Raw genomic sequence first — 23,169 nt, forward strand, 5'->3', positions numbered from 1 at the left:
GCGGACGGAAGGGGAAGTTCATTTCCCGGAACGGCGTACTCCACATGCGAGGATCATTCCCGTGTGGCCAGGTCGCACCAGATGGTCCGTACCGCTCAGACGCAGCATCTCCGGCTCATGCGCGTAGGGGGCGAGAGCGTTCTCGACCTGCTCTTTGTCGACATCGCAGGCCGGAAAGCGCTCATTGCCCACGTCGTACCCGCGTGAACCTTCCATGAACGCGGCGGCGAAGGGGGCACCGGGCGCGAGAACACCCATGAAGCAGTCGACAGCCTGCTGGAACTCGTCCAGCGAGGTGGAAATGGATTCGGCCACGAAGAACATCGTCCCGATCTGGTACTTGCCCGCCGATCTCCGAAACCCGAGCCAGTTCCGCCGCCCCATCTTGAACAAGTTTCCCTGCTCTACGCGGGCCACATCGCGGAATTTACTCTTCCATTTCGAATCCAGATCGGCGTAAACCTTCTCATGGCACAGCACTTTCCAGAAGGCATCCCAGTTCTGGTCCACTTGGCCGCCCTGCTTGCGCAAATATTCGATGTTCTCCGGAGCTCGCTCAAAAAGAGTGATCCCTCTGCACCACGGAAGCATCGCCAGCGACGGATAAATGTTACCGCCGGCGCCCATGTCAATACCCAGAACCGGACTTCCCGCACCCGCACCCCTGTTCTCGAAGTGACGGCTGAAGTGCCTGCCCACCATGGAGAGGATCTCTGCATCCGCAGGCAGAAGATCAAGATAATTCTGTGCAACATATGCCTTGTTGTTGAATTTGTTCCAGGGGGCCTGATCATTTCGGACAGGCGCGTCGACCGGGGCTGGGAAATGCATCGCACCAGCGTACACGGGACAGCACCAGGGAACAAAGGCAGAGCGTAAGCGGAGCAGTCGCATCCCGACTGGAGAATAAGCATATCGACAAGCAGACTTGGCCTTGAAGTCGCTTGTTGCATCGGCAACTTACCCTCATCCTGATCGAACCCTGAGTCGATTCATTCTCAAGTGGTCAATCAGCACCTCACTTTTCACACCAGGGGGTGAAATGACCGCGATGCCCTCCCGTCGAACATCAAGGCGCCTCCGAATACGCCATGCCCGAAAAGAGGATCTCCAAGAGCTGTCCCTCCTCGACCGGGAGTCGTTTCCCGAGGAGCCCTACCCCTACTTCGTGCTCCGCCAGATGTTCGACGTCTACCCCGGCCACCTGCTGGTTCTCGACGACGGCACCGCTCTCATGGGTTACGTTCTGTGCGGAACCGCACCCGACCTGAGCCGCAGCTGGGTCCTCGGCCTGGGGATCACCCCGGACGAGCGCGGCCAGGGTTTCGGCCGCCTGCTGATGGAAGAAGCACTGCACAGGCTCCGCGGCCTCGGGGTACGGGAAGTCGCCCTCACCGTTGCTCCCGCGAACAAAACGGCGATCCTCCTCTACGAGAACCTGGGCTTCGTCGGCGAACCCACCCTGCACGAGAACTACTTCGGCCCGGGTGCCGACCGCCTGCTGATGCGGCTGCGGCTGATCCGACCGGGATTCGGCTGATGAACGAGCACGGCTGGATCGGCAGCCCCCGACAGCGGCACTTCAGCGCAGAAGGGCTGCTTCGAGCAAGGACACGAGGACACCGACCCCCTGGCGGCGGCGCGGCATGGATCCTGAGCCAGTCGTCGAGCTCCAACTGCGTGTGCCCGCTGCGGATTTGATCGCGCCACTGCGTGTAGTGCGGGGTGCAGGCGCCAAGTGTCGCGGCTTCCAGGGCACATCGCAGCCCATCGCGCTTGACCGAGCACGGTGGTCGTGACCCGGGCAGCGAGCGCACCAAGGCGCGTCGGCCGACCGTCGTGAACTCCTCCCGGCCCAGCGGGGCGCGGAACAGGTTGACCAGAACCTGCTCGGTGAACTCCAGCGCCGGTACGGCGGCGCGCTCGTACAGGTAGTCGGTGTAGCAGCCGACGAGGTCGCTGGTCACCGGGATGGCGCGCGGCCGCCGGGACTTCGCCCGTGCTCCGTTGCTGTTCAGATGGCGCCGTACGTGGACGTGCGGGCCCTTCTCCTGGCAGCCGAAGGCCTGCGCGTCGGGCAACAGGTGCATGTCCTCCCGCCGCAGTCCGAGCGCCTCGCCGATCCGCATGCCCGTGCACCACAGCAGCAGGACCAGGAACGATCCCGAGCGTGGCGCGTAGCCTCGACCAGGCGCGCGATCTGGTCGACCGTCAGCCACTCGATCGCGGAGTCCACCGACGCGAACTTGGGCTGTCGCGAGCGGACCGTGAGGTGCTGGTTGTTCCCGCCCGGGTTGAAGCTGGGCGGCAGGTAGCGCAAGTACCGTGGCTCGGTGAGCTGGTCGGTCAGCTCGTGGTCGACCCAGCCCATCCGGCTGCCGAAGGTCAGGAACTCGCAGACCGTGCCGACGATCGCGTTCGCGGTGTTCGTATCGCGGAATCGTTCCGGCCGCCGTCCGCCCGGCTCCTCTCGACGGCAGCGGCTCTTCGACGGGCCAGTGCAGGAACCGGGCCAGCTGCCACACGGTCACCTGAGCCCACGAGAGCCTATGGAACGCGCAGTACGAGAGATAGAGCGCCGTCCGACCCGCGTACGTGCGCTCGGTGTTGTACGCGTTGCCGGCGCTGCGAGGAAGAGCGAGCCCTCGTCGTGGAGGACGAAGTCGTCCACGACGACCATCACCCACGCCGTACGGCCTTGCTCCAGCGTCGCCCGCTCAGCACGGAACGGCATGACAAACGTGCCTGAAATGCCGAACACCCCTTGGATACCGATGACCAAGCCATGCGGACGGGGGCGTCTCTGACATGGCTACTTACTAGATCATCGTGAAGATAAGGCCCGCCGTCCGTTTCGCCTACGGCCTGTTCGACATCACCGCGCACCCGACGGTCGAACCGGTCGGCGTGCTCGCCCTGGGCATCCCGACCCAGGTGGCCGTGCTCACCTCGGCGTTCCGGGAACTCACCCCGTACACCGACTCGCTGGAGTTGAACCCGTTGGTGCTGCGCGACGAGGTGCAGGCAAACGCCGAGACGTGGTTCCAGGCCGCCGCCTTCCGGCTGGCTGCCGCACGAGGTGTCCGCGGGGTCGTCGCGTACAGCGATCCAGAGCTGTGACATTCAGTGATAGTTGGCCATGCGCAGCAATAGTTGGCCAGGGTTAATGGCGCACACGTAAGGCAGCCCCCTGGAGGCGGGTGTATTGGGCGTGCGTCACGGGCAGAACACTCCCGAGCAGCCTGCGGCAGAGGCAGCCCGCCGAGCACGGCGCGCAGGGGCCTACCGAGCGCGAGAGACCAGCGACCACCTGTAGACGTTGGTGTCCGCGGCGTCGAATCCACCCCACTGGACACCCGCGTCGCTCCTGCCCAGGAGGCACCATGAGCAGGCCCCCGTTACGCAACGTCTTCATGCCGTTCCCGCCGGCAGGCTCCAACCCCCACGCCCCGCAGGCGGAAGCCGCCATGTGGGCTTGGCTGGAGACCTGCGGGCTCCTGCCGACCGAGGCGGCCCGGCTGCGTGTCGAACGAACCCGACCAGCATTGATGTACGCACGGTGGTGTCCGACGGCCGAGCCGGACGTGCTGGCGTTACTGACGCAGTATCTGGCCTGGGCATTCATCGTGGACGACGAGTTCGACATCCGGAGCCCTGACCCCGCTCGCTGCATCGCTACCGTTACCGCTCTGGACATGGTGTTCGATCCGCACCGTCGGGCGGTGGGAAACGGTCCCCTCGTCGACGCGTTCGCGGACCTGTGGAGGCGGCTGTCTCTGGGACGTTCCGAAGGATGGAGGAAGGCGTTCCGGTCCGAAGTGAGGGCGTGGCTGTGGACCTACTACCGAGAGGCCGTGGGGCACCTGACAGGGCACCTGCCGGATATCGACGCCTACAGGTCACACCGCAGAGACGGAGTTGCCCTTTACATGTTCATGGACATCAGTGAGATCGCGTCGGGTGTCGATCTCCCCGAGAGCGTGCGACAGCTGGCCGCCTTCCGGAACCTCAGGGACGCCGCCGAAGAGCACATGGGCCTGTACAACGACATCTGCTCGCTCGATTCGGACGAACGCGTGGGCTATCGCTACAACGCGGCGCTGCTCCTTCAGGACAACCAGGACTTCACGCGTGAGCAAGCGGTCGATGCCGTGAACGACATGCTCACCGCATGCCTGCAACGGTTTCACACCGCGATGGAACAGCTCCCCATCCAGATGGAAACCGCCGGGATCCAGGGCCAGACGTATGCCGATGCCGTGCGGACGGCAGAGGACTACGCCCGGTACGTACGAGCGAACTTCGACTATCACCAGCAGACTCCCCGCTACACCAGCGCGCCGGAAGTCGCCCTGGAGGGCATGCTCGGGCTCCACGCACTGGATGAGCAGTAGCTACGGGCCAACTATCGCTGAAGGTCACAGGAGCCCAGGACACGCCTCACCGCCCACGGCCCCGAGCTGGTCTTCCCTGGCCACTACGGGACGATCTATCAGGCCAAGGGGATGGAGTATCTGGGCAAAACTCCCCCGCGGAACATCGTGCCGCTGCCCGGCGGCCCGGCAACGGGCCGTGTCCTCGCTCCAGGAGCGCGGGACATACAGGCCCCGCTCGATCGCCGCGTGCCCGAGCGGGGTGGAGTAGGCCAGGTAGACACGGCGACCTGGGAGTTCTCGATGCGTCCGGCGGTGCCTGTGTACTGGCGCTGCACTCCCACCGTGGCGGCGCCCTTCTTCAGGTCGCCGGTCTCATCCACTACCAGCACCGCGTCCTGGTGGTGCAGGTGCTCCACGACGAAGCCGCGGATGTCGTCGCGTACCGCGTCGGCGTCCCACTTGGCCCGCGACAGCAAGTGCTGCAGACCGTACGGGGTCGCGTCTCCGGCATGCTCCGCAAGCATCCAGCAGTTCTTGCACGGCAGATCCGACAACCACCCGAGCACAAACGCCCGTGCCCGGCGCCGGGGTTCCACCCGGACGAACCGCCCCGCGATACGCCTCATCAGGATCTCGAACGCCTCCCGCCAGCGGGCAGGATCTATGCTGTGACCTGCGGCCACCCACTGATCTTCTGTCTTCACACACCGATGATCACCGGTGGCCGCACCCGTTCCAGGACGGGTCCCAACCAGCAAGATCACGAATCCGTCGTCTGCCGGCAACTCAATCCCGCCGCCGCCCTGCACGCCGTGACCACGTGCTGAGCTGGTCGCGATGGCGCCGCCGTCACTAGACACGTGCCCGACGCTGTCACTACACGCGGCGCGGGCACCCGTTGCTGGGACGACCTGTCCAAGCCCGTGCACTTCTCGCCGATCGCGGCTACGACCACGACATGTACCGGCGCCTGCTGTGGCAGCGCAGCAGGCACCGGTCATCGGCGAAAGAGGCGTGGCGCACGGCTCAGGCCTGCTCGCGCCCCTCACCCGTTGTTTTTGATGCCGTCCAGAGCCATGGCGAGCACGCGGTCCCGCTGTGCCTCCTGGACGAAGTTCGCTCCACTGACGCCGTTGACCAGGAAGAGCACGTCGTCGAAAGTCACGTCGGTGCGGGCCTTACCGGCGCGCTGGGCGCGTTCGAGAAGCGGCCGGCCGGCCGCGTGGATCATGTCGCGGCCGCTCACGAACATCTCCGCGCGGTGCGCGATGGCGTCGTAAATGGCCTTCTTGGTGGTCGCGTAACTGACGAACTGACGCAGCCAGTTCTCCAGAGCGTCCCAAGGCTCCAGACTTTCCAGCTCGGCCGCCATGCGGGCAAGGGCCTCGACCTCGTCCAGGTAGACGGTCTCGAACAGATGCTGGCGTGTGGGGAAGTTGCGGTAGAGCGTTGCGATGTTGACCCCTGCGCGCCGGGCGATCCCCTCCAGCGAGGCACTGGCCCCCTCTGCGGCGAACACCTCACGAGCGGCATCGAGCAGGGCATCGAAGTTGCGCCGCGCGTCGGCGCGCGAGGGCCTGCTCACGATGAAACCGGTGCCGGCTTCCCTCCCGGGCTCGCTGGTGGCCATCACAAACTCCTCCTGATCTGCCGGCCTTGCTAAACGAAGGGGGTACTGCGTTAAAGTCAAGGCATGCCTTCGATTATGTGCAGGCACCCCTTAGCTTATTCCGGACCCAGCAGGAGACCATGACCACCATCGGCTTCATCGGCAGCGGCAACGTCGGCAGCACGCTCGCCCGCCTCGCAATCGACGCCGGCCACGACGTCATCCTCAGCAACAGCCGCGCCCCGGAAACCCTGCAAGACCTGGCCACGCAGCTCGGCCCGCGCGCCCGCGCCGCGACCCCCGCCGAGGCTGCGGTCGCCGGCGACCTCGTCGTGGTGACCATTCCGATCAGGGCCTACCGGCAAGTCCCCGCCGAGCCCCTCCAGGGCAAGATCGTCATCGACACCCTCAACTACGACCCCGCCCGCCAGGGGCGCGTCCCCGAGATAGACGCGGACGACACCCCGGCCCACCTCCTGCTCCGGACGCACCTGCCCGGCTCACACATCGTCAAGGCATTCAGCAACATCTTCTTCAGACACCTGGCCACCCTGGGACGCCCGGCCGGAGCCCCCGACCGCAGCGCGCTGCCCATCGCCGGCGACGACATCGCTGCCAAGAGAACGGTCGCCACCCTGATCGATTCGCTCGGCTACGACACGTTCGACGTGGGCCCCCTGGCCGAGAGCCGCCGGTTCGCACCGGGCACGCCCGCCCAGCACGCCTACCTCGACCCGGACGGCATGTTCGCCGCGCCCGGCCGGCCCGCGTCCGCAGACCACCTCGCCAAGCTCCTCGCAACACAAGGAACGCCATGACCACCACGCACAACTCGCCCCGTGTCCTGGGAGCCACCGACCAGGAACGACGACTCGTCGAAACCCTCTACCGGGCGATCGGCGGTGAGCCCGACCTCCTCGACGACGTGCTGGCACCCGACTGGGAGGACATTCCCAGCATCCCCGACCAGCCGCCGGGCCCGGCGGGCATGAAGCCGCACATCTTCGCCTTCCACGAGGCATTCGCCGACGCGCGCGTGATCATTCACGACATCGTCGCCTCCTCGGGACTCGTGGCCGTACGCGGCGTCCTGGCCGGCACCCTGCGCAGCGAGTTCCTCGGCGTCACCCCGAACGGCAGGTACGACGAGATCACCATCCACGAGTTCCACGAGATCGACAACGGCCGCATCACACGCAGCTGGCACCTTGAGGACCTGCACGGCTGGATGGGCCGGATGAAGGCCTAGCCACGCACACCGGGGCCAGGCGCCCGCGGCACCCTGGCCCCGGTCATCCCTCGCTCCAGGACCGGCCCCTGACCAGCAAGATCACGATCTACAACTGGATTAGTACTCCAGTCGCAGTTCGCTATTCCTGCTGGTCAGGGGCATGTCCGACAGCGTACTTGGCTGACATGCCGTCAGGTGGCGGGAGTTCGTGACTTCGGGTGCGGCGGCGGTAGTGACAACGGCGTGCATTGGCCTGGTGACGGCGGCGCCAGCGGGACCAGTCCAGTGCGTGGCGGGTGCGCCGTATGCGCGTCAGCGTAGGGCGGCCAACGGCCAGGAGTCCCCGGATTTCCGCCACCGTGAGCGGAGCGAGATCGCCGGAACCGATTCTGTGGCCCCCCTTATCCCCGCCCCCGCGGCGGCGGCCATGGCGGCGAGGAAGGCGTGGGCGAGCATGACCAGGGTGATGTGCCGGTACCAGCCCGGATACCGACGGACCTCGTACTGATCCAGGCCGCACTCGTTCTTCGCGGCCTGGAATGCCTCCTCGATCGCCCAGCGCGTCCCGGCGATGCGTACCAGCTCGGCGACGGGAGTGCCGGCCGGCGCATAGGCGAGGTAATAGGCGATCTCGTCCGGGCGGGCCAGGCTGCGGCGAGCCAGCACCCACCGGTCGCGGGTGGGCGCATCGCCGTCGAAGTCGTCGATCGCGGGTAGCCTCGCTGCTGCCCAGTCGTAGAACACGCGGCCCTTTCGCGCCGGCCCGCAGGAGTGGCGTTCCCAGGCGTCCTCAGGTGCCTGAGTGATGCCGGTCAGCTCGCCCAACAGGATGGCGATGGGGATCCGTTACGGGACTTCGGTTTGCGCCATGTCCGGTTTCCGGCGGCCGGGAGCGCATGCGTCAGACTCAGCGACTTCCTCGGTCCCTCCGGGCGCTCGCTGGAACGAGCGCGTGCGGAAGGACCGATCGATGGCCAGACAGGATGTGAAGGACGAGGTTCTTTATCTTCGGGCAGCGGGACTGGACTTGGGCAAGAAGTGCCTGCTGGCCTGCGTGCGGACCCCGTGCGCGAAACGACCCGGAACGTGAACGCTGGAGACCGAACGATTCGAGACGACCGGAGCCGATCTCCGGCGGCTGATGGCCTGGCTGCTCGAGCGCCGGGGCGAGGTGGTGGTACTCGAAGCCACCTCGGACTACTGGCGCCATCTCTACTACACCCTGCAGCCACACATGAACCTGATGCTGGTCAACCCCGCCCACCTCAAGGGCATCCGGGGACGCAAGAGCGATCCCAGCGACGCCGCGTTCCGGGCCCGGGCCGGCGCCTCCGGGATGGTGAGGGGCTCTTTCGTGCCCGAACGGGAAATCCGCGAATTGCGGGATCTCACCCGTCGCCGCACCCAGCTGATCACAGCCCGCGGATGGAGGGCCCAGCGCCCGGAGAAGGAACTCGAGGACACCGGAATGAAGTTGTCCTCGGTACTCAGCGACATCACCGGGGCCAGCGGACGCGCCATCCTCAATGCCCTCATCACCGGCGAGCGGGACCCGCAGGCACTGGCCGAACTGGCCATCCGCCGGGCCCGCAGCAAGATCCCGGCCCTCATCCAAGCGCTGAACGGCACCTTCACCGAGCACCACGCGTGCATGTGTCAGCACTACCTGGACGAGATCGACCACCTCACTGCCGTGGCGGGCCAGTTGAATGCGCGGATCACCTCACTGCTGGCCCGCCTGGAACGGAACACGGATGTCGACAACCTCGACTCCATCCCCGGCATCGGCCCTGCGGCCACTCAGATCACCATCGCCGAGACCGGCGGCGACATGGCCCAGTTCGCTACCGCCGGGCACCCTGCCTCCCGGATCGGGGTCTGCCCGGGGACGAACGAATCCGCCGGCCTCGCCAAGTCCGGCCGCACTCGCCCAGGCAACAGCACCCTCAAACGGCTGCTGGGCATCGCCGCGATGTCGGTGAGCCGCAGCAACGACGGTTATCTCAGTGCCTATTACCGGCGGATCGCCGCCCGCCGCGGCCGACAGCGGGCCCTGGTCGCGGTGATGCACAAACTCGCTGTCGCGATCTGGCACATCCTCCGCGACAAGGCCCGCTACCAGGACCCTGGCGCCGACTACTTCACCCCGCCGCGACCCCGAACGCGCCATGCGCCGCATGACCAAGGAAGCCAACCGCCTCGGCCTCACCATCCGCTTCGAACCCATCACCGCGACGGCCTGACCAGCACACCCACTCAACTTTTCGTGTCAGAGTCACGACATTGCCCTAAAGGTCCTGCTCGGCGGGGACGGCTGCGTCCAGTGGCACGGCGGAGAGGGTGAAGGGGAGTACCTCGGGCGGGAGTCCGTTGATCCAGCGGTTGTACTGGCTGTTGACGACCAGTGCCCGGTCGCGCGCGAGAGAGATGGAGCTGGGGTGGTGGAAGCCGCCGGGTGCGAGCAGGCGGCTTGTGTAGCGGCCGTGTAACAGGTCGGGGGACATGGCGATGACGGTGACCTGGGCGGTGAGGCCGGGGATGTTGTTGATGTTGCCCTGGACCACGTACAGCCGCCCGTCGCGGTAGGCCAGCCCGTCGCCGTTGGGAAGTCGGTGGCCGCCGAGGTCGACCTGGAGTGCCTGCCGTGTCTGCCGGTCGATGCGCCACAGCTGTCCGGTGGTGCTGTTGACGGCCAGTAAGCGGCCACCGACGCAGGTGATGCCGTTGAGATTGTGCTTACCCTCGATCCATTCGACGGGGGTCGCGGTGACATCGAGCCAGCGTTCGAGTTGCGGACCGCTGCTGGAATCGGTGAGTCGGTAGACGACGGGCCGGAAGGAGTCGGTGACATACGCGCTGCCGTCCGGCGCGACGGCGATCTCGTTGACGAAGCCGCCGTCCACGCCGTGCAACAGGGCCAGCAGTGCGCCACGCTCGGTGTCGTACACCCGCAAGGTGCCGGTGTCCGCTCCGCCGACGATGAGTCGTCCGGCGGAATCGATCGCCATCCCGGACGTGGTGCTGCGGCCGTCGGTGCCGTCGGCCGACCACGGGCGCAACGCGGGCTTGGTCAGGTGACCGCGGTAGAGGGTGCCGTCCGCAGCGCTGCCGGCATAGAGGTGTCCGGTGCGCGCGTCGTAGGCATGTCCGCTGGGGAAGGCCCGGTCCCCGGGAAGAACGTACGACGCCGGCAGCCGTCCGGGACCGGGCGGCGCGCTGCCGCCGGCCTGCGCGGTGGTCGGCGCCGTCCGGGTCCAGGCCGTCGCGGACATCGCGGCCGCGGTGCCGAAAGCGGCGGTCAGCATCCTCCGCCGTGACACAAGGTGTTGTCCCATCAGATGCTCCGTCTCGTCGGGGCAGGGCACGGTCGTGGCCGGCCGGTGGGTGCCAGGTCGTCACGGCCCGGCGGGCGGCGGGGCTCCGACGCTCCGTCGTTCCAGGGGACTGACAGGAGAGTGAACGACATGTAGGTGAGGGAGATCGCTGAAGTTTCCCCGCGGCCGCGAACCCGATGCGTCGATGGTGTTGGCGAGGGCGCCGATGGCCGACGCCGGCAGTGCGACAGGCACGATTCACCCTGCATTTCGAGCCTTGGCCGGGCCGGTTCCCGCGCCGGTGGCGGTGATGGCGGCGCCGATCTCGTCCAGGTCGGCGACAGTCAGCTCCAGATCCCCCGCACCGATCCAACCGTCGACCTGGGAGGCCGTGCGCGCGCCCACGATGGCGCCGCTGATACCCGGCCAAGCCAGTACCCAGGCGATGGCGACCTCGGCCACGCTCACCCCGTGTCGCGCGGCAATCGGCTTCAGCGCGTCGGCGAGCTGGAGATTGGCGGCCAGCCCGGCGGTGAAGTCGGCATGCGTGGACCGCCAGTCGTCGGCGCCCAGCGACGCCGCCCGCTCGGCGGTGAACGCACCGCTCAGCAGTCCGGACTGCATCGGCGAGTAGGCGATCACGCCGGTGCCATTGGCGGCTGCCCACGCCACTTCGGCCGCGGCCGACCGGTTGATCGCCGAGAACGGCGGCTGGATCGCGTCCACGTGCGCGATCTTCTCGGCCGCCTCCAACTGCGCCACGTCGTGGTTGGACAGTCCGATCGCACCGACCTTGCCTTCGGCCTTCAGGTCGGCCATGACCTGCCAGTACTCCTCCAACGGAGTGGCGTTGGGTGACACCGTGCCGAAGCCGTCACCGGCGTACTCCAGGGACTCGCCGGTGTCGGGCCAGTGCACTTGATACAGGTCGATCCGCTCCACGCCCAGCCGCCGCAGCGAGTCCTCGACCTCGCGGCGCACGCTGGCGGGCTTCATGATCCGCCGGGGCGTGGCCGACGGGTTGTCCCGGTCCCACACCAGGCCGGCCTTGGTGAAGACGTACGGCTTCTCGGAAAGGTTCGCGATCGCCTTTCCGACCAACTCCTCCGCGTGGCCAAGGCCGTACACAGCGGCCGTGTCGATCCAGTTCACGCCCGAGGCGATCGCGTGCCGGACAGCCGCGATCGACTCGGTGTCGTCGGTGTCGCCCCAGCTGAACCTCCAGCCGGACCCGGCCACCACCCAGGATCCGAACCCCACCCGAGTGATCTCCATCCCGGTACGGCCCAGCGTTTGCTTGGCAAGCATGGCTCTCTCCTTCTCTTTTCATGGCAGTGGACGGCGGCGGGATTCCCGGCATGCCGGACGGCTTCCAGCGGGATCGGCCACATGACCTGGCGCGCGTTCTCGCGCCGCCTGGCGGATGAATGACACGTGGTTCCACCCCGGTTACGGCAAGGGCTCCGCCCTCAGCGCCGAGCGCCCGCATCTGGCCGGGTGGAAGGTGCGGCTGGCAGAGCGTCAGCGCCACAGCTGGTAGCCGCTGAGCTCCAGGTGATGAGCGTCGCCAACGATGCCGCCCTCGGCCTTGGCGCCGTTGTCGGCGCTCAGGTGGAAGCTCTTCTCGCGGACCACATAACTGCCCTTGTAGGCCGCCGGGGTGCCGTTGAGATCCTCCTCGAAGGTGCCGTCACGCTCGAGCCGCAGCACGAGGTCGCCGTCCTTGCTGGCCCAGGTGCCTACGAGCGCGGCGGGTATGCCCTCGCTCCCCGTCGTGCCCGAGGTGGTCTGTGTGCGCGTGTCTGCCGGCGCCGGGGGGCGGGTGGCCGCGCCCGTCGGGGTCCCGGTCTCGGCGCTGCAGGCCGTGAGGGCGATGTAGACGGCGATCACGATGGCTTTGTGCTTCATGCCGACCACTGTCGGCCGGGCCGCGCGCGCCGTACCAGGGCAGGTCCATCCTGGGGAAAAGCTCCCCACCCTGGCGGGGTGGTATCCGCCCATAATGAGGGTGTGGATCGACGGACAGAGCTGAGCATGTTCCTGCGCTCTCGGCGGGCCCGCGTGACGCCGCAGGAGGTCGGGCTGACCACACAAGGCCGGCGCCGGGTGCCGGGCCTGCGCAGAGAGGAACTCGCCCACCTCGCCGGGGTGAGCATCGATCACTACGTACGGCTGGAGCAGGGACGCAATCCCCACGTGTCCGAGCACGTGCTCGACGCGATCGCCCGGGCCCTGCGGCTCAGCGCCGACGAGACCCGCCACCTGTGCAACCTGGCCCGTCCCGAGTCCCGCCGCGTCCCACAGGAGCCGGTGGCCAGCGTACGTGCCTCGTTACGGATGCTCCTTGACACCCTGGCCGGACCGGCCTACATCGTGGGACCGCGCGCGGAGTTCCTCGCCTGGAACGACCTGGCCAGGGGCGTGTTCGCCGACTTCCCCACACTGCCGGCAGCCCAACGCAACGCCGCCCGGCTGATCTTCCTCGACCAGACCTTCCGCCAGCTGTTCGGGCAGAGCCTGCCGCGCAAGTGTGCCGACACCGTCGCCTACCTGCGCCTGAACGCCGGCCGGCACGCTGACGACCCGCAGCTCATCGAGCTCATCGGCACGTTGTCCATGCGCAGCCAGGAGTTCCGCCAGTTGTGGGCGCAGCAGGACGTCAACGACAAGTCGCACGGCCGCTACCGGCTCGACCATCCGCTGGTAGGACCGCTCGACCTGCACTACGAGGCCGTAGACGTGGCCGAGACGGCCGGCTGGAAGCTGATCGCCTACTCGGCCCAGCCCGGCTCCCCGTCCACCGACGCGCTGCGACTGGTCGGCAGCTGGATCTCCGGCTGATCCGCCCGCTATGTCTTTTGCGGTCCTGCAACGGGGCCGCTGGCCTCCGGGCCCGGCATGGTGTGGTCCCCCCTGTCCCAGATGACGTGGAGGCTGGTGTCACCGGGCGCGAGGATGTTCGTCACAGACGCTGATGAGAGGCGTCGGGCTCGCCGGTGTGCCAGTTGGCGAGGTCGCCGGTCACGGAGATCTGGAAGGCACCCATGCCGCACGCGTCGAGGTGCCCGCCACGCACCATGGCGAAGGAGTCGGCGTGGTGGAAGTAGGAGGTCGCTTCTTTTGGCATGATCGTTCGTTGAATCGTTCATGACGGATCTGGTTGAGCGGACTGGTGCCGGACGAGTTGTGGACGTTGTTCCGGCGGGTGGTTCCGCCGACGGAGGTGAAGCGTCCGCGGGGAGGCAGCCGGCGGCGGGCAGGTGACCGCGAGACCCTGGCGGCGATCATCTTCGTGGCCACTTCAGGCTGCTCCTGGCGGCAGCTGCCGCCAGTGTTCGGGCCAGCCTGGCCCACGGTCTACAGACGCTTCGCCCAGTGGAGCTGAGCCAGGGTCTGGGCCGGGCTCCACCGGGTCGCCTTCGACGAGCTCGGCGCTCGGGGTGAGTTGGACTGGTCGCGGTGCGCGATTGACTCCGTCAGTGTGAGAGCGGCAAAAGGGGGCCCTGACTGGACCGAATCCGAACCGACCGCGGCAAACCGGGATCGAAAATCCACTTGATCACCGACCGGAACGGATTGCTTGTCCTGGGCCTGCTCATCACCGTGATCGTGGTCGCGGCGAGCGTCCACGACCACGCCATCGACATCACCCTGCTGGACCAGGTCGCCGCGGACAATCCGTCCGTGACCAACGGTCGGGTGGAAACGCCGGCTTCAAGAACGCCGTCATCGACCACGGCGCCGCCCTGGGCCTCAACATCAAGGTGGTGCAGCGCGATCCGGGCACGAAAGGGTTCACGCCGGCGCCGAAGCGGTGGATCGTCGAGCAGACCTTCGGCACGCTGCTGCTGCACCGCCGTCCGGCCCGTGACTACGAGACTCTCCCGGCCGGTGCGGCCTCATGGTTCCGCTGGTCGATGACGGATGTGATGACTCGCCGGCTCACCGGCCGCCCCGCGCTGACATGGCGCGATCCGCCGCCGATCGGCGCCAAGGCCCCGACCGGCGAGGCGGCGCATGCGTGAACTCCTGGCCCAGATCGACGAACGACAGGCCGCCGGCCGCGAGGGCAGTTCAGATCGCGTAGCGGCTGGGGCGGCATCAACGACGGTGAAACTTAGACACCATTTCAGTTGGCGTGATCTTGCGGCAGTCTGGGGTGATGGCTGCTCCTGCACGGTCAGCAGCGGCGCTCCCACCTCGACGACCTCACCCGCTTGGCGATGACGGTCGGCCATGCCCTCGACATCTCAGTCCCCAAGATCCCCGCGCTCGTCACCAGCGATCAGCTCTGCGTCTCCTCGCGGCGTCCAATAGCGGCCGCATCGGGTACGACGAGCAGCTTGCCGGTGGTACGCCGAGCCTCCAGATCGCTGTGGGCCTGGGCGGCCTCGGACAATGCGTAGCGGCCCGTTACGGTGACCCCAAGCGCCTTGGAGCGCACCCACTCGAACACATCGGCGGCCCGACGGAGCAGTTCGGACCGATCGGCGATGAAGTCCCCGAGGCTGGGCCGGATCAGGGTCAGCGAACCGCCGTGGGCGAGCCGAATCGGATCAAACGGCGGCACGGCACCACTTGCCGGGCCGAAGAGCACGAGATGGCCGCGGGTTCGCAGGCTGGCGAGGCTCGCCCGAGCAGGAGGTTGCGGGGCGGCCGGAAGGCGGTGGTGACGCACGACGCGGCGCCGCACCGTGTCGTGCCGGTGCGGCGCCGCGTCGTTCAGGCCGGTGGTGCGGTGGGGTTGTCCGGCCCGGGGGGCTGACAAGTCAGGCCCCGTGGCCGTGGTGCGATCGCCGGCCGGCGGCACAGGCGGCTTCAGGCGTTGCGGGCCCCGGGCTACGCGTACAGCTCGATCACATCGGCCCGGTCATTGTTGTCCACGCCCACATTGGACTGGGAGGACCGACCCGGCCCGCCGAAGATCCGTACCAGTTCGCCGCTGCCGCCCTCGGAGATCCAGTCCTTGGCGACCATCCAGGCACCCCCGGTCTGGTTGTTGAAGAAAGAAGTGATGTTGTCCCGCCAGCCGACACCGTCCGGCATCGAGTAGCCACCCAGGTCATAGGTGCCGTAGTAGTAGAAGTCCAGGCGATAGCCGTTGTACTGGTCGTGCTGCCACACACACGCGTAACCGTCCCGGCAGTCACTCATACCGGCAGCCGCGCGGGCCGACGCCAGGACGGTCATCTCCACGCCCGGCTCCAGGCGCACCCGGTCCTTCCCCACCCGCTCAGCACCCTCGTTGTGCCGCAGCAGACCCGCAATCTGCCGCTCCAACCTGACATCCGCCGCCTGCACGGACGAGGCCGCAGGGGCCGACGCCGCGACCGACGGCGAAGCCACCGCCGTGGTCAACACCGACACGGCCACCAGCCCCAGTGCCAGCGAGGCACAGCGCATCCGCAACGACTTCCGCGAGTTCAGTGGGTTCATGGCTCTCTCCCTTGAGTGGGCCCACGGGCGGGGCCAAGGCCGTCGTTCCTGCGACACCCTCATGGCGAGTGGCGTTCCCGACCCGCACCCGGCGTTTCGAACACGGCCGAACACCACCGGTCAACCGGTCACTTGCGCGACCAGGGACACGACCTCGGCGCGCACGCACTTGGTTGCAGTGGGGTCACTGAGAGACCACAACTGACCTTGGGACAAGGCCGTGTTGCCCCCTGCCCGGGTGAGGCAGGTCCTGACAGATGTCAGGATCCGGCGCGCGGCGAGGGCGCGTACGTTCGCGGGAGACCACCGAGACCAGGGGGATTGCCGTGGACACAGGACACAGACCTTGGAGAACGGGAAGACCGGGGCAAAGCGAGCGGTCATGGGGGCGCCGGGTACGGCTGTGGCTGGCAGCGCTTGTGGCGGTGGTGAGTATCGGCCTGCCGGTCGCCTCAGCCACTCCGGCGGCCGCCGCCACGGGATGCGCGCCGCTGCAGTCCGGGGCGAGCCAGGCAGCATATGCAGCCGTCCAGGTCGCATGCCGTTATGTCGGGCAGCAGTACGCCTGGGGCGGCGGTCACGCACAGGGGATGCCCGGTCCCAGTCAAGGCATTTACGACCGCTTCTACCCGGAGACCGCCGCGGACCCGCAGTACTGGAGCTTCGACTGCATCGGCCTGGTGCGCTGGGCCTGGTACAAGGCGACCGGGCGGGACATCATCTCTGAGCGCACGACACAGGCGACCTTCGCGGAGCCGGGGTACGCGCACACGAAGCTCCACAAAGCGCAAGGGTCGGCCGCGCTGCTGCCCGGCGACATCATGTACTTCGGCCGTGACGGCGCCGGGCCCACTCACGTCGCGCTCTACCTCGGCAACGGAATGATGGTCGAGGCACCGGAATCCGGCGCGAAGATCCAGGTCAACACCATCAACGCCCGCTGGGACCGCTACCAGGGCGCGTTCCGTCCGCACGCCGAGGCCGCACCCGTGGTCTGGAACTGGGACGGTCACGGCTCGTACCACAAGACATGGGGTCAGCCCAATCTGCGGCAGGACTCGAACACCGCCAGCCGCATCAACTTCACCAACGGCAACGGCATCTCCGTACAGGTGCGGGTGTTGTGCCAGCGGGTGGGCGAGCGGGCCACGGTCGACGGCATGGTGAACAACGTCTGGTCGTACCTGCCCGACTACAACAGCTGGATCAGCAATCTCTTCGTCCAGGGGCCCGCGTTGCTCAAGGACGTACCATCCTGCGGCGACTTCCCGGCGATCGGCGGAACCCTGGCCGGCGCAGAGAACAACACGTCCTGCGGCGACGGCACCCAACCCGACTCTGCAGGCGCCTGGACGGCCAAGTCGACCACCGTCTTCGGCCGCACCGTGGAACTGCGCTACAACAGCACCACACAGTGCGCCTGGGGCCGCATCATCGGGGGCACCGTCGGCGACGAGATATGGGTCGACCGCAGTGCCGACGGAGGCAACACCTGGCAGCCCATGCTGGGCTACACCACCGTCACCTCAGGCAACGACGCCTACACCACCCAGTGGAACGACGCCGGCCTCCTGATGCGCGCCTGCGGCACCAACGGCCGCGGCGGCAGCATCGAATGCACCGGCTGGTTCTGACCCGCGACACCCACCCTACGGCCGGACAATCACAGCGTCACGGCCCCGATCAACCGGATGCGTCATCCCGGCCGAGGACGGACTGCGGTGTATCCGACACCGCAGCAACCGGGGGCTCTTGTCCGTGAGCAGGGGCGCGAATGCCGTCGTGCACCATGCTCGTCGACCATCGCCCGCAGAGAAAGCACCTTCCCACTAGCTGATGTCGCCCCCCTTCGGCGACCTACACACGTAAGGAACCTTCCGTGCGGAAAACCACAAGCAAGCTCCGCCTCACCGCGGCCGCGTTCAGCGCCGCACTCCTCGCGGGCACGGCACTCACCGGAAGCGCCCACGCCGCACCCGAGGGGAAACCCGCCACACAGACGGGGATCAAGGCCTGCGGCTACTACGAGACCCAGACCGACGCCTACTACGGACACTGCGGCACCGCCTGGGTCAAGATCCAGGTCGACATCGACTGGTGGTTCACCGACATCAAGAGGTGCGTCCCGCCGGGCGAGACCCACCTCGGCACCACCGACGAAATCGACAACGCATGGGCCATCGAGGGCACCTGCGGCTAACGACAGTCCGTCACATCCTGCTTTGCCGGGGAGGTAGGCGCGCTCGGCGCCGGCCGGCGGAAAGGGGGGCCAGCGATACCGACGCTGGTGTCCCGCCCGTCGGCGCCAGCGCCAGCGCCGTTGGACGGGCTCGTCACCGAGTCCGACGCTCTGTCCACACACCCCACCCGACGGCGCAGGTTTCGGAAGTAACCCGACGGGGCTGCCGGCACCGCGGCAGCGGCACAAGACGCTGGCATGCCGGGCCCGGCCGGAGCCAATGGCCGGCAGCAAGGACACGGCGGTGCAGCGGCAGCAGTACGTCCTGTCGCAGTCGTGCCGGGAACCCGACACGGTCAGCGGCCGGCGTCCGCACATCGTGTCGGCGGATGAGACCACCGCGCCGCGGCGACGGGATGCTGATCATCGATGACAGCAGGGACCGCAAGGACCGCACCGCGACCGCGTTCACCGGCCCGCACTACCTCGGCCGCACCGGCAAGACGGACAACGGGAACGCCACGGAGACCGCGGTGACCGCGGTGCGGGCCGATGAGCGGGGGCACCACCCGGCGCACGCCCATCGGCCAGCGCCTGCCCGTGTTCCTGGTCGGTCATCTCTCCTTTGAGAATGTCCCGGGTGAGGCGGTGCAGCTGGAGCGTGCCGCCCTGGACACGGGCCAGACCATGCCGGGCAACCGCCTCCACCACCCCCGCCACCGCCAGCCGCGAACTCGCCGCCCCCGCAGGAGAGGAGAAGCCTGGTCGGGAAGGCGGCCGGCGCACGTCGTGAGAGGAAAAGGCTCGGGCGCCAGCAGAGCCAGCGCGGCCACCACCGCAGCCGCCCCGGGATGGTCGGCCTCCAGGCGGGTGCGGGTCAGACGGACCTGCGCCGCCAGGGCAGCCGGGTAGCCGGACGGATGCCCCTGCGCCAACACCTCCACCAGATTCGCCGCCAGCTCCTCCCTCAGATCCACCGAAGACAGCCCCCGGGTCAGGAGCGCGGCCGCCTGCGCCAAGGCGAGCGGGAGGTCGTCCAGGTTGGTGGCGATGTGGTCGGCGTCGGCATCGGTCAGGACGGCGCCCTGGGCGCGCAGCAACGCCACGGATTCGGCGAGGGAGAGGGTGGCGACGTCCAGGGGGACGGCGTAGCTGGTCCAGTGCGGGTTGCGGGAAGTGATCAGGACGTGTCCGGGGCCGCCGGGCAGGAACGGGGCGAGAGCGTCGGGGGTTTCGGCGTTGTCGAACACCAGCAGCCAACGGGAGCGGGTACGTAGTTCGGCCAACAGGGCGGAGGCCGCGTCGGCCGACGGTGTGCCTGCGGGGGCGTCGCCGGTGTGGAGGGCCAGTGCGGCGAGCTGGTCGGACTCCAGCGTCTCCCGCAGATGCACGAGCATGTCGTCGGCCGGTGAACGCCGCATTGCGGGCCGGCACATTCCACACCCGCGGCAGGCTCCCCGGCAGCCGCGGCCCACTCTCGCCTCCCACACCGGCCAGCATCCCCGGCGGCCGCACCGGCGCCTCCTGTGGCCGGGACGGGCCCGCAACCGCCCGCAACAACGCCTCACACGCGGCATGATCGTCACGAAGTTGTCGCCCGCACGCCGGTCCCAGTAATCCAGCTCCACCTGGTATCCGGCGTCGATCAGCTGCCAGGCGATCCACTCCGCCCACGCACGATCCGCACCCGCATGACTGATGAACCACGGCCGGTCCGACGTTCCGTCAGACGCCCCCGTACCCGCACTCATCGTGCTCCCGAACCCCGCACCGCGCTGAATACTCCAGCGTATGGGGCGGGAGCCCGCCCGGGCCTGGCTTCACAGCCCTCCGTCCAAGGCTGGTGCAGGTTTCCCCGTACGGCACCGGATCCGAGACCAGCACGGGGCTGACCGTGGCGATGGATCCGCTGCCGCTGCCGGGATGGACTGGGGAACGTGACGGGCTGCTCCGGGGATGACCGGACCTCGGATCTCGTCTGGCCGCAGGAGGCCGTGCAGCGCGATCGCCTCGCCGCGGACCCGGAGGAGCTCGAGCCGCTGCGCTTCCACATCGTCTGACCCGCCGGCTACTCCAGTACGAGGCGGCCGATGGTCCACAGATCGCCGGGGGCGCGGACGAACGCAGCGTGGGCCTGCATGTCCCGCGGCTCGGCCGGTACTCCTTCCAGCTTCCCGACCTGCCCGGAGGGCTGCGGCCTCTGCGTGACAAGGATGCTGCAGCTGATCCGGCCTGACCACCTGGCGGGAAGCGCAATGACCTCAGAGTGCAGCGTGACGATGGGGCGAACGGACCCTGGACCTCATATAGCGACGATAGATGCTGTACGGACTTCCGAAGCGGATTTATGTATCATCGCTACATGACGAAGGAAGCTTCATCGGCCCAGCGAACCCGCGCGCTGATCATCGACGCGGCCGCCGATCTTCTGGCGGCATCGGCCAGTGGGGAGTTCTCGACCCGCCAGGTGTGCGACGCGGCCGGCGTCACAGCGCCGACCCTGTACCACCACTTCGGCGACAAGGACGGACTGCTGCGAGAGGTGGCGGCGGACAGATTCAGCCGCTACCTGGCCCGCAAGCAGGCCCTGGAGTCGACCGGGGATCCGGTCGAGGACTTTCTTCGCGGCTGGGACATGCACGTGGAGTTCGGGGTGACCAACCCCGCGCTCTACAACATCATGTACGGCCGCCCGATTGGCGGCGGTACGACTCCGGCGGATCACGCCCAGGCCGTTCTCATGACGATGATGCGTGACCTGGAGCGAGCCGGACGGCTGCGCATGCCGATCGGGACGGCCGCGGACATGGTGGCCTCGGCCGCAGTAGGGGTCACTTTGCATCTGATCCGCACCCGCGCGGCAGCCGGCGACCACCTGTCAGCACTCGTGCGTGACGCCGTCACCGCGGCCGTCATCAGCCCGCCGGCCGTCCCTGGGGCGGCTTCGGTGACGCCGCGGCTCACGCAAGCTGCCGCGCGACTGGAAGCGGAGATGCCGCATGGCTCCGTCGGCACGCTACGCGCCTCGGAAGCCACGCTGTTGCGCGAATGGCTGGCCCAGCTGTCCGTCCCCGGCCCCACGGCAGGCGGTGCCCCGTCCTGACGGGGCCCTCCAGGGCGACTGGCCACGCCATCGGCAGGTTCCCCCGCCCTCGGACTCGACACGAAGGAGGAGTACGTGAGTACCATCCAGCACCAGGAGCAGGTCCTCAGCGAAGAGGAGATCCAGAGCGTCCTGGACGGCATCGCGCAAGGCTTCGGCCACCCCATGCGCTCGCCGATCCTCAAGACCCCGGGCGACTACGGCCTGGCCTTCCAAGAGGTGTCTTTCCCCTCCATGGACGGCGTGCCGTTGGAAGCCTGGTACATCCCCTGCGATGGATCGGACAAGCTGATCATCGCCAACCACCCCCTGTGGTTCAGCCGCTACGGCTTTCCCTCCCACCTGGAGCCGTGGAAGTCGATCGGCGCGAGCACCGGCAACGACTTCGAGGTCGACTTCGTGCCCGACTACCGCATCCTGCACGAGGCCGGATACAACGTCCTCACCTACGACATGCGCAACCTCGGCCACAGCGGAACCGGCAACGGCGGCATCGGCAGCGGTGGCCGCTTCGAAGCCCGCGACGTCGTCGGCTCTCTGCAGTATGTGCGCGGCCGCGAAGACCTCAAGGACATGACCGTCGGTCTGTTCAGCCGATGCCAGGGCTCGAACGCGACCATGTTCGCCATGCAGATGTACCCCGAGCATTTCGAAGGCGTGCGCTGCATCGTTTCCCCGCAGCCGCTGTCGGTCGGCGTGACCATGCAGCGCACCCTGGAGATGCTGGGCCTGCCCGAGCGCATCGCCGAGCTGGAGGAAAAGGTCCGCCTGATCGTCAGCTTCCCCTTCTCCGAGATGTCACCGGTCGAGGCCGCCAAAAGCGTCACCATCCCCACCTTCCTCTACCAGGTCCACGACGACCTGTTGACTCGCCCCGACGACATCCAGGCGATGTTCGACAACATCCCGACCGAAGACAAGAAACTCGTCTGGGTCCACGGAACCACCGCCCGCTGGGACGGCTACCTGCACTTCCAGCGCGAGCCCAAGGAAATGCTGGACTGGTTCGCCACCCACATGAAGTAACCCCAGCCCCCCATCGGCCGCATCAGAAAGGGGGCGGGCCACGCCGGTAACGCCTTGGCCCGCCCCCGGCGACCCAAGGCGCAAGCCAGCGCGCTCAGCGGCGGCTGTCGCCAGGCGCGAGCAGGCTGGTGACTTTGGCGATCACCTCCGGGAACGGCTTGCGCGAGCTGACGACCTTGCCAGGGCCAGGCTTTCGACAGGCAACGAACACCGGCCCGCGGGTGCGACCCTTCAGCAGCCGCGGCAACAGCCTGGCGGTGCCGGCATCCCAGTACACGGTCTCCAGCACGAAGTCCTCACGCGACTGGCCCCGGCGGCGGGCCTTGCTCCGCGCGCCCTTCGCCTTGACCGGGCAGCGGCGCCCAGCGAAGTCCAGTTCCTCGAAGTTCACACCGAGGATCTCCTCCGCCCGCCCGGCGGTCTCGTAGAGCATCCGCCACAGCGTCTTCTCCCGCAGGTACACCTCACGCCGCGCGATCAGCCGGCCGATCGCCATCTTCGATCGGGCCGGGGTCTGGCTTCGGCTGCACGAAGCCCTCCTCGCCAAGCTCCGCAGCGCCAACGCCCTGGACTTCTCCCCCTCCCACATCCGCGCGTCAAAGGAGGAGCCGAAACCGGAAGAAACCCCATCGATCGAGGTGGAACGGGCAGCAAGCACCACCTGATCACCGACGCCACCGGCATCCCGCTCACCTCCACCCTGACCGGCGGCAACCGCAACGACGTCACCCAGCTGATCCCGCTCCTCCAGACCGTGCCGCCGGTGCGGGGCGAGCGCGGCCGGCCTCGCCGCCGACCAAACGCGGTGCTCGCCGACCGCGGCTACGACCACGGCAAATACCGCTGCCTAGCGCGTCGACAGCGCCGTCGACGCGCCTGTCGGTGTTGCCGAGCA

At 67.9% G+C, this 23,169-nt stretch carries 21 protein-coding genes and 8 pseudogenes; 16 read left to right on the plus strand and 13 right to left on the minus strand.

Annotated elements, in window-relative coordinates; translation table 11 throughout:
* Nucleotides 1–18 precede the first annotated feature (18 nt).
* The gene (locus PH203_RS42205; protein WP_289927415.1) at nt 19–831 is read right to left on the minus strand and encodes an SCO2525 family SAM-dependent methyltransferase; all 813 of its coding nucleotides are present in this window, start codon (nt 829–831) and stop codon (nt 19–21) included.
* 211 nt (nt 832–1,042) lie between these two features.
* Between PH203_RS42205 and PH203_RS42210 the strand changes: the two genes are divergently transcribed.
* The 3 genes from PH203_RS42210 to PH203_RS42220 all read left to right on the plus strand — a co-directional run bounded on the left by PH203_RS42210 (nt 1,043) and on the right by PH203_RS42220 (nt 4,394).
* On the plus strand, nt 1,043–1,540 hold the full coding sequence (locus PH203_RS42210; RefSeq protein ID WP_289927417.1) for a GNAT family N-acetyltransferase: 498 nt from the start codon (nt 1,043–1,045) through the stop codon (nt 1,538–1,540).
* Nucleotides 1,541–2,829: 1,289 nt separating this feature from the next.
* Nucleotides 2,830–3,120, plus strand: a complete 291-nt coding sequence (locus PH203_RS42215) for a hypothetical protein (protein ID WP_289927418.1) — start codon at nt 2,830–2,832, stop codon at nt 3,118–3,120.
* Between the two features lie 263 nt (nt 3,121–3,383).
* Nucleotides 3,384–4,394 carry a terpene synthase family protein gene (locus tag PH203_RS42220; protein ID WP_289927420.1) on the plus strand — a complete coding sequence of 337 codons (1,011 nt, stop codon included), beginning with the start codon at nt 3,384–3,386 and terminating at the stop codon, nt 4,392–4,394.
* A 159-nt stretch (nt 4,395–4,553) separates the two neighbouring features.
* On the opposite strand, the pseudogene PH203_RS42225 reads toward PH203_RS42220, so the two are convergent.
* Nucleotides 4,554–5,002: pseudogene (locus PH203_RS42225) on the minus strand (transposase); the annotation flags it as partial.
* A 419-nt stretch (nt 5,003–5,421) separates the two neighbouring features.
* Complete coding sequence (locus PH203_RS42230) at nt 5,422–6,006, minus strand: helix-turn-helix domain-containing protein (RefSeq protein ID WP_289927422.1); 585 nt, start codon at nt 6,004–6,006, stop codon at nt 5,422–5,424.
* A 119-nt stretch (nt 6,007–6,125) separates the two neighbouring features.
* Here PH203_RS42230 and PH203_RS42235 point away from each other — a divergent pair, with 119 nt between their 5' ends.
* Nucleotides 6,126–6,803: an NADPH-dependent F420 reductase gene (locus PH203_RS42235; protein WP_289927423.1), complete on the plus strand. Its 678-nt coding sequence runs from the start codon at nt 6,126–6,128 to the stop codon at nt 6,801–6,803.
* On the plus strand, nt 6,800–7,234 hold the full coding sequence (locus PH203_RS42240; RefSeq protein WP_289927424.1) for an ester cyclase: 435 nt from the start codon (nt 6,800–6,802) through the stop codon (nt 7,232–7,234). The genes PH203_RS42235 and PH203_RS42240 overlap by 4 nt, the downstream gene beginning before the upstream one ends.
* A gap of 173 nt (nt 7,235–7,407) precedes the next feature.
* Here the strand turns inward: PH203_RS42240 and PH203_RS42245 are convergent.
* Nucleotides 7,408–7,891, minus strand: a pseudogene (locus PH203_RS42245) (IS701 family transposase); the annotation flags it as partial.
* A gap of 295 nt (nt 7,892–8,186) precedes the next feature.
* Here PH203_RS42245 and PH203_RS42250 point away from each other — a divergent pair.
* Nucleotides 8,187–9,459, plus strand: a pseudogene (locus tag PH203_RS42250) (IS110 family transposase).
* Nucleotides 9,460–9,504: 45 nt separating this feature from the next.
* Here the strand turns inward: PH203_RS42250 and PH203_RS42255 are convergent.
* The 3 genes from PH203_RS42255 to PH203_RS42265 all read right to left on the minus strand — a co-directional run bounded on the left by PH203_RS42255 (nt 9,505) and on the right by PH203_RS42265 (nt 12,438).
* A complete protein-coding gene (locus tag PH203_RS42255; RefSeq protein ID WP_289927425.1) occupies nt 9,505–10,551 on the minus strand; it encodes a hypothetical protein in 1,047 nt (348 codons plus the stop codon).
* A gap of 237 nt (nt 10,552–10,788) precedes the next feature.
* A complete protein-coding gene (locus tag PH203_RS42260; protein ID WP_289927426.1) occupies nt 10,789–11,838 on the minus strand; it encodes an aldo/keto reductase in 1,050 nt (349 codons plus the stop codon).
* 213 nt (nt 11,839–12,051) lie between these two features.
* Nucleotides 12,052–12,438, minus strand: coding sequence for an Atu4866 domain-containing protein (locus tag PH203_RS42265; protein ID WP_289927427.1), 387 nt, complete (start codon nt 12,436–12,438; stop codon nt 12,052–12,054).
* A 102-nt stretch (nt 12,439–12,540) separates the two neighbouring features.
* Here PH203_RS42265 and PH203_RS42270 point away from each other — a divergent pair, with 102 nt between their 5' ends.
* Nucleotides 12,541–13,371, plus strand: coding sequence for a helix-turn-helix transcriptional regulator (locus tag PH203_RS42270; protein WP_354671312.1), 831 nt, complete (start codon nt 12,541–12,543; stop codon nt 13,369–13,371).
* A 139-nt stretch (nt 13,372–13,510) separates the two neighbouring features.
* Here PH203_RS42270 and PH203_RS42275 read toward each other — a convergent pair.
* A pseudogene (locus PH203_RS42275) lies at nt 13,511–13,657 on the minus strand (CoA-transferase); the annotation flags it as partial.
* 27 nt (nt 13,658–13,684) lie between these two features.
* Between PH203_RS42275 and PH203_RS42280 the strand changes: the two are divergent.
* A pseudogene (locus PH203_RS42280) lies at nt 13,685–14,163 on the plus strand (IS5 family transposase); the annotation flags it as partial.
* 134 nt (nt 14,164–14,297) lie between these two features.
* Nucleotides 14,298–14,555, plus strand: a complete 258-nt coding sequence (locus PH203_RS42285) for a hypothetical protein (RefSeq protein WP_289927428.1) — start codon at nt 14,298–14,300, stop codon at nt 14,553–14,555.
* A gap of 260 nt (nt 14,556–14,815) precedes the next feature.
* Here PH203_RS42285 and PH203_RS42290 read toward each other — a convergent pair whose 3' ends face one another.
* Nucleotides 14,816–15,298, minus strand: coding sequence for a zinc-binding dehydrogenase (locus PH203_RS42290; protein WP_289927429.1), 483 nt, complete (start codon nt 15,296–15,298; stop codon nt 14,816–14,818).
* 71 nt (nt 15,299–15,369) lie between these two features.
* Entirely contained in the window at nt 15,370–15,966 is a 597-nt protein-coding gene (locus PH203_RS42295) for a peptidase inhibitor family I36 protein (protein ID WP_289927430.1), read from the minus strand.
* A gap of 257 nt (nt 15,967–16,223) precedes the next feature.
* Between PH203_RS42295 and PH203_RS42300 the strand changes: the two genes are divergently transcribed.
* The 3 genes from PH203_RS42300 (at nt 16,224) to PH203_RS42310 (ending at nt 18,774) form a co-directional block, all read left to right on the plus strand.
* Nucleotides 16,224–17,600 (plus strand): NlpC/P60 family protein, encoded by a 1,377-nt coding sequence (locus PH203_RS42300; RefSeq protein ID WP_289927432.1) that lies wholly within the window; start codon nt 16,224–16,226, stop codon nt 17,598–17,600.
* Nucleotides 17,601–17,845: 245 nt separating this feature from the next.
* Nucleotides 17,846–18,166 (plus strand): DUF6355 family natural product biosynthesis protein, encoded by a 321-nt coding sequence (locus PH203_RS42305; RefSeq protein WP_289927433.1) that lies wholly within the window; start codon nt 17,846–17,848, stop codon nt 18,164–18,166.
* A 368-nt stretch (nt 18,167–18,534) separates the two neighbouring features.
* Nucleotides 18,535–18,774, plus strand: a complete 240-nt coding sequence (locus PH203_RS42310; protein WP_289927434.1) for a hypothetical protein — start codon at nt 18,535–18,537, stop codon at nt 18,772–18,774.
* On the opposite strand, the gene PH203_RS42315 is transcribed toward PH203_RS42310, so the two are convergent.
* Nucleotides 18,760–19,566 carry a hypothetical protein gene (locus PH203_RS42315; protein ID WP_289927435.1) on the minus strand — a complete coding sequence of 269 codons (807 nt, stop codon included), beginning with the start codon at nt 19,564–19,566 and terminating at the stop codon, nt 18,760–18,762. The two genes, PH203_RS42310 and PH203_RS42315, sit on opposite strands and share 15 nt — an antisense overlap.
* A 159-nt stretch (nt 19,567–19,725) precedes the next feature.
* Nucleotides 19,726–19,896, minus strand: a pseudogene (locus PH203_RS49850) (toll/interleukin-1 receptor domain-containing protein); the annotation flags it as partial.
* Between the two features lie 186 nt (nt 19,897–20,082).
* Between PH203_RS49850 and PH203_RS42320 the strand changes: the two are divergent.
* From PH203_RS42320 to PH203_RS42330, 3 genes are all read left to right on the plus strand, one after another.
* Nucleotides 20,083–20,205, plus strand: a complete 123-nt coding sequence (locus PH203_RS42320) for a hypothetical protein (RefSeq protein ID WP_289927436.1) — start codon at nt 20,083–20,085, stop codon at nt 20,203–20,205.
* A 302-nt stretch (nt 20,206–20,507) separates the two neighbouring features.
* Entirely contained in the window at nt 20,508–21,248 is a 741-nt protein-coding gene (locus tag PH203_RS42325; protein WP_289927437.1) for a TetR/AcrR family transcriptional regulator, read from the plus strand.
* A 75-nt stretch (nt 21,249–21,323) separates the two neighbouring features.
* Nucleotides 21,324–22,274 carry an alpha/beta hydrolase gene (locus tag PH203_RS42330; protein WP_289927438.1) on the plus strand — a complete coding sequence of 317 codons (951 nt, stop codon included), beginning with the start codon at nt 21,324–21,326 and terminating at the stop codon, nt 22,272–22,274.
* A 94-nt stretch (nt 22,275–22,368) separates the two neighbouring features.
* Here the strand turns inward: PH203_RS42330 and PH203_RS42335 are convergent.
* Nucleotides 22,369–22,794, minus strand: a pseudogene (locus PH203_RS42335) (hypothetical protein); the annotation flags it as partial.
* On the opposite strand from PH203_RS42335, the pseudogene PH203_RS42340 reads away from it, so the two are divergent.
* A pseudogene (locus PH203_RS42340) lies at nt 22,781–23,118 on the plus strand (transposase); the annotation flags it as partial. The pseudogenes PH203_RS42335 and PH203_RS42340 overlap by 14 nt on opposite strands.
* Between the last annotated feature and the right edge of the window lie 51 nt (nt 23,119–23,169).

Source organism: Streptomyces sp. S.PB5, from assembly GCF_030403745.1.
Lineage (GTDB): Bacteria > Actinomycetota > Actinomycetes > Streptomycetales > Streptomycetaceae > Streptomyces.

Excerpts from the sequence above, each read along its gene's own strand:
- PH203_RS42260 (WP_289927426.1), bottom strand. The coding sequence starts at position 11,838 with ATGCTTGCCAAGCAAACGCTGGGCCGTACCGGGATGGAGATCACTCGG.
- PH203_RS42205 (WP_289927415.1), bottom strand. The coding sequence starts at position 831 with ATGCATTTCCCAGCCCCGGTCGACGCGCCTGTCCGAAATGATCAGGCC.
- PH203_RS42325 (WP_289927437.1), top strand. The coding sequence starts at position 20,508 with ATGACGAAGGAAGCTTCATCGGCCCAGCGAACCCGCGCGCTGATCATC.
- PH203_RS42220 (WP_289927420.1), top strand. The coding sequence starts at position 3,384 with ATGAGCAGGCCCCCGTTACGCAACGTCTTCATGCCGTTCCCGCCGGCA.
- PH203_RS42295 (WP_289927430.1), bottom strand. The coding sequence starts at position 15,966 with ATGAACCCACTGAACTCGCGGAAGTCGTTGCGGATGCGCTGTGCCTCG.
- PH203_RS42230 (WP_289927422.1), bottom strand. The coding sequence starts at position 6,006 with ATGGCCACCAGCGAGCCCGGGAGGGAAGCCGGCACCGGTTTCATCGTG.
- PH203_RS42315 (WP_289927435.1), bottom strand. The coding sequence starts at position 19,566 with ATGCGGCGTTCACCGGCCGACGACATGCTCGTGCATCTGCGGGAGACG.
- PH203_RS42265 (WP_289927427.1), bottom strand. The coding sequence starts at position 12,438 with ATGAAGCACAAAGCCATCGTGATCGCCGTCTACATCGCCCTCACGGCC.
- PH203_RS42300 (WP_289927432.1), top strand. The coding sequence starts at position 16,224 with ATGTCAGGATCCGGCGCGCGGCGAGGGCGCGTACGTTCGCGGGAGACC.
- PH203_RS42310 (WP_289927434.1), top strand. The coding sequence starts at position 18,535 with ATGAGACCACCGCGCCGCGGCGACGGGATGCTGATCATCGATGACAGC.
- PH203_RS42255 (WP_289927425.1), bottom strand. The coding sequence starts at position 10,551 with ATGGGACAACACCTTGTGTCACGGCGGAGGATGCTGACCGCCGCTTTC.
- PH203_RS42235 (WP_289927423.1), top strand. The coding sequence starts at position 6,126 with ATGACCACCATCGGCTTCATCGGCAGCGGCAACGTCGGCAGCACGCTC.
- PH203_RS42240 (WP_289927424.1), top strand. The coding sequence starts at position 6,800 with ATGACCACCACGCACAACTCGCCCCGTGTCCTGGGAGCCACCGACCAG.
- PH203_RS42210 (WP_289927417.1), top strand. The coding sequence starts at position 1,043 with ATGACCGCGATGCCCTCCCGTCGAACATCAAGGCGCCTCCGAATACGC.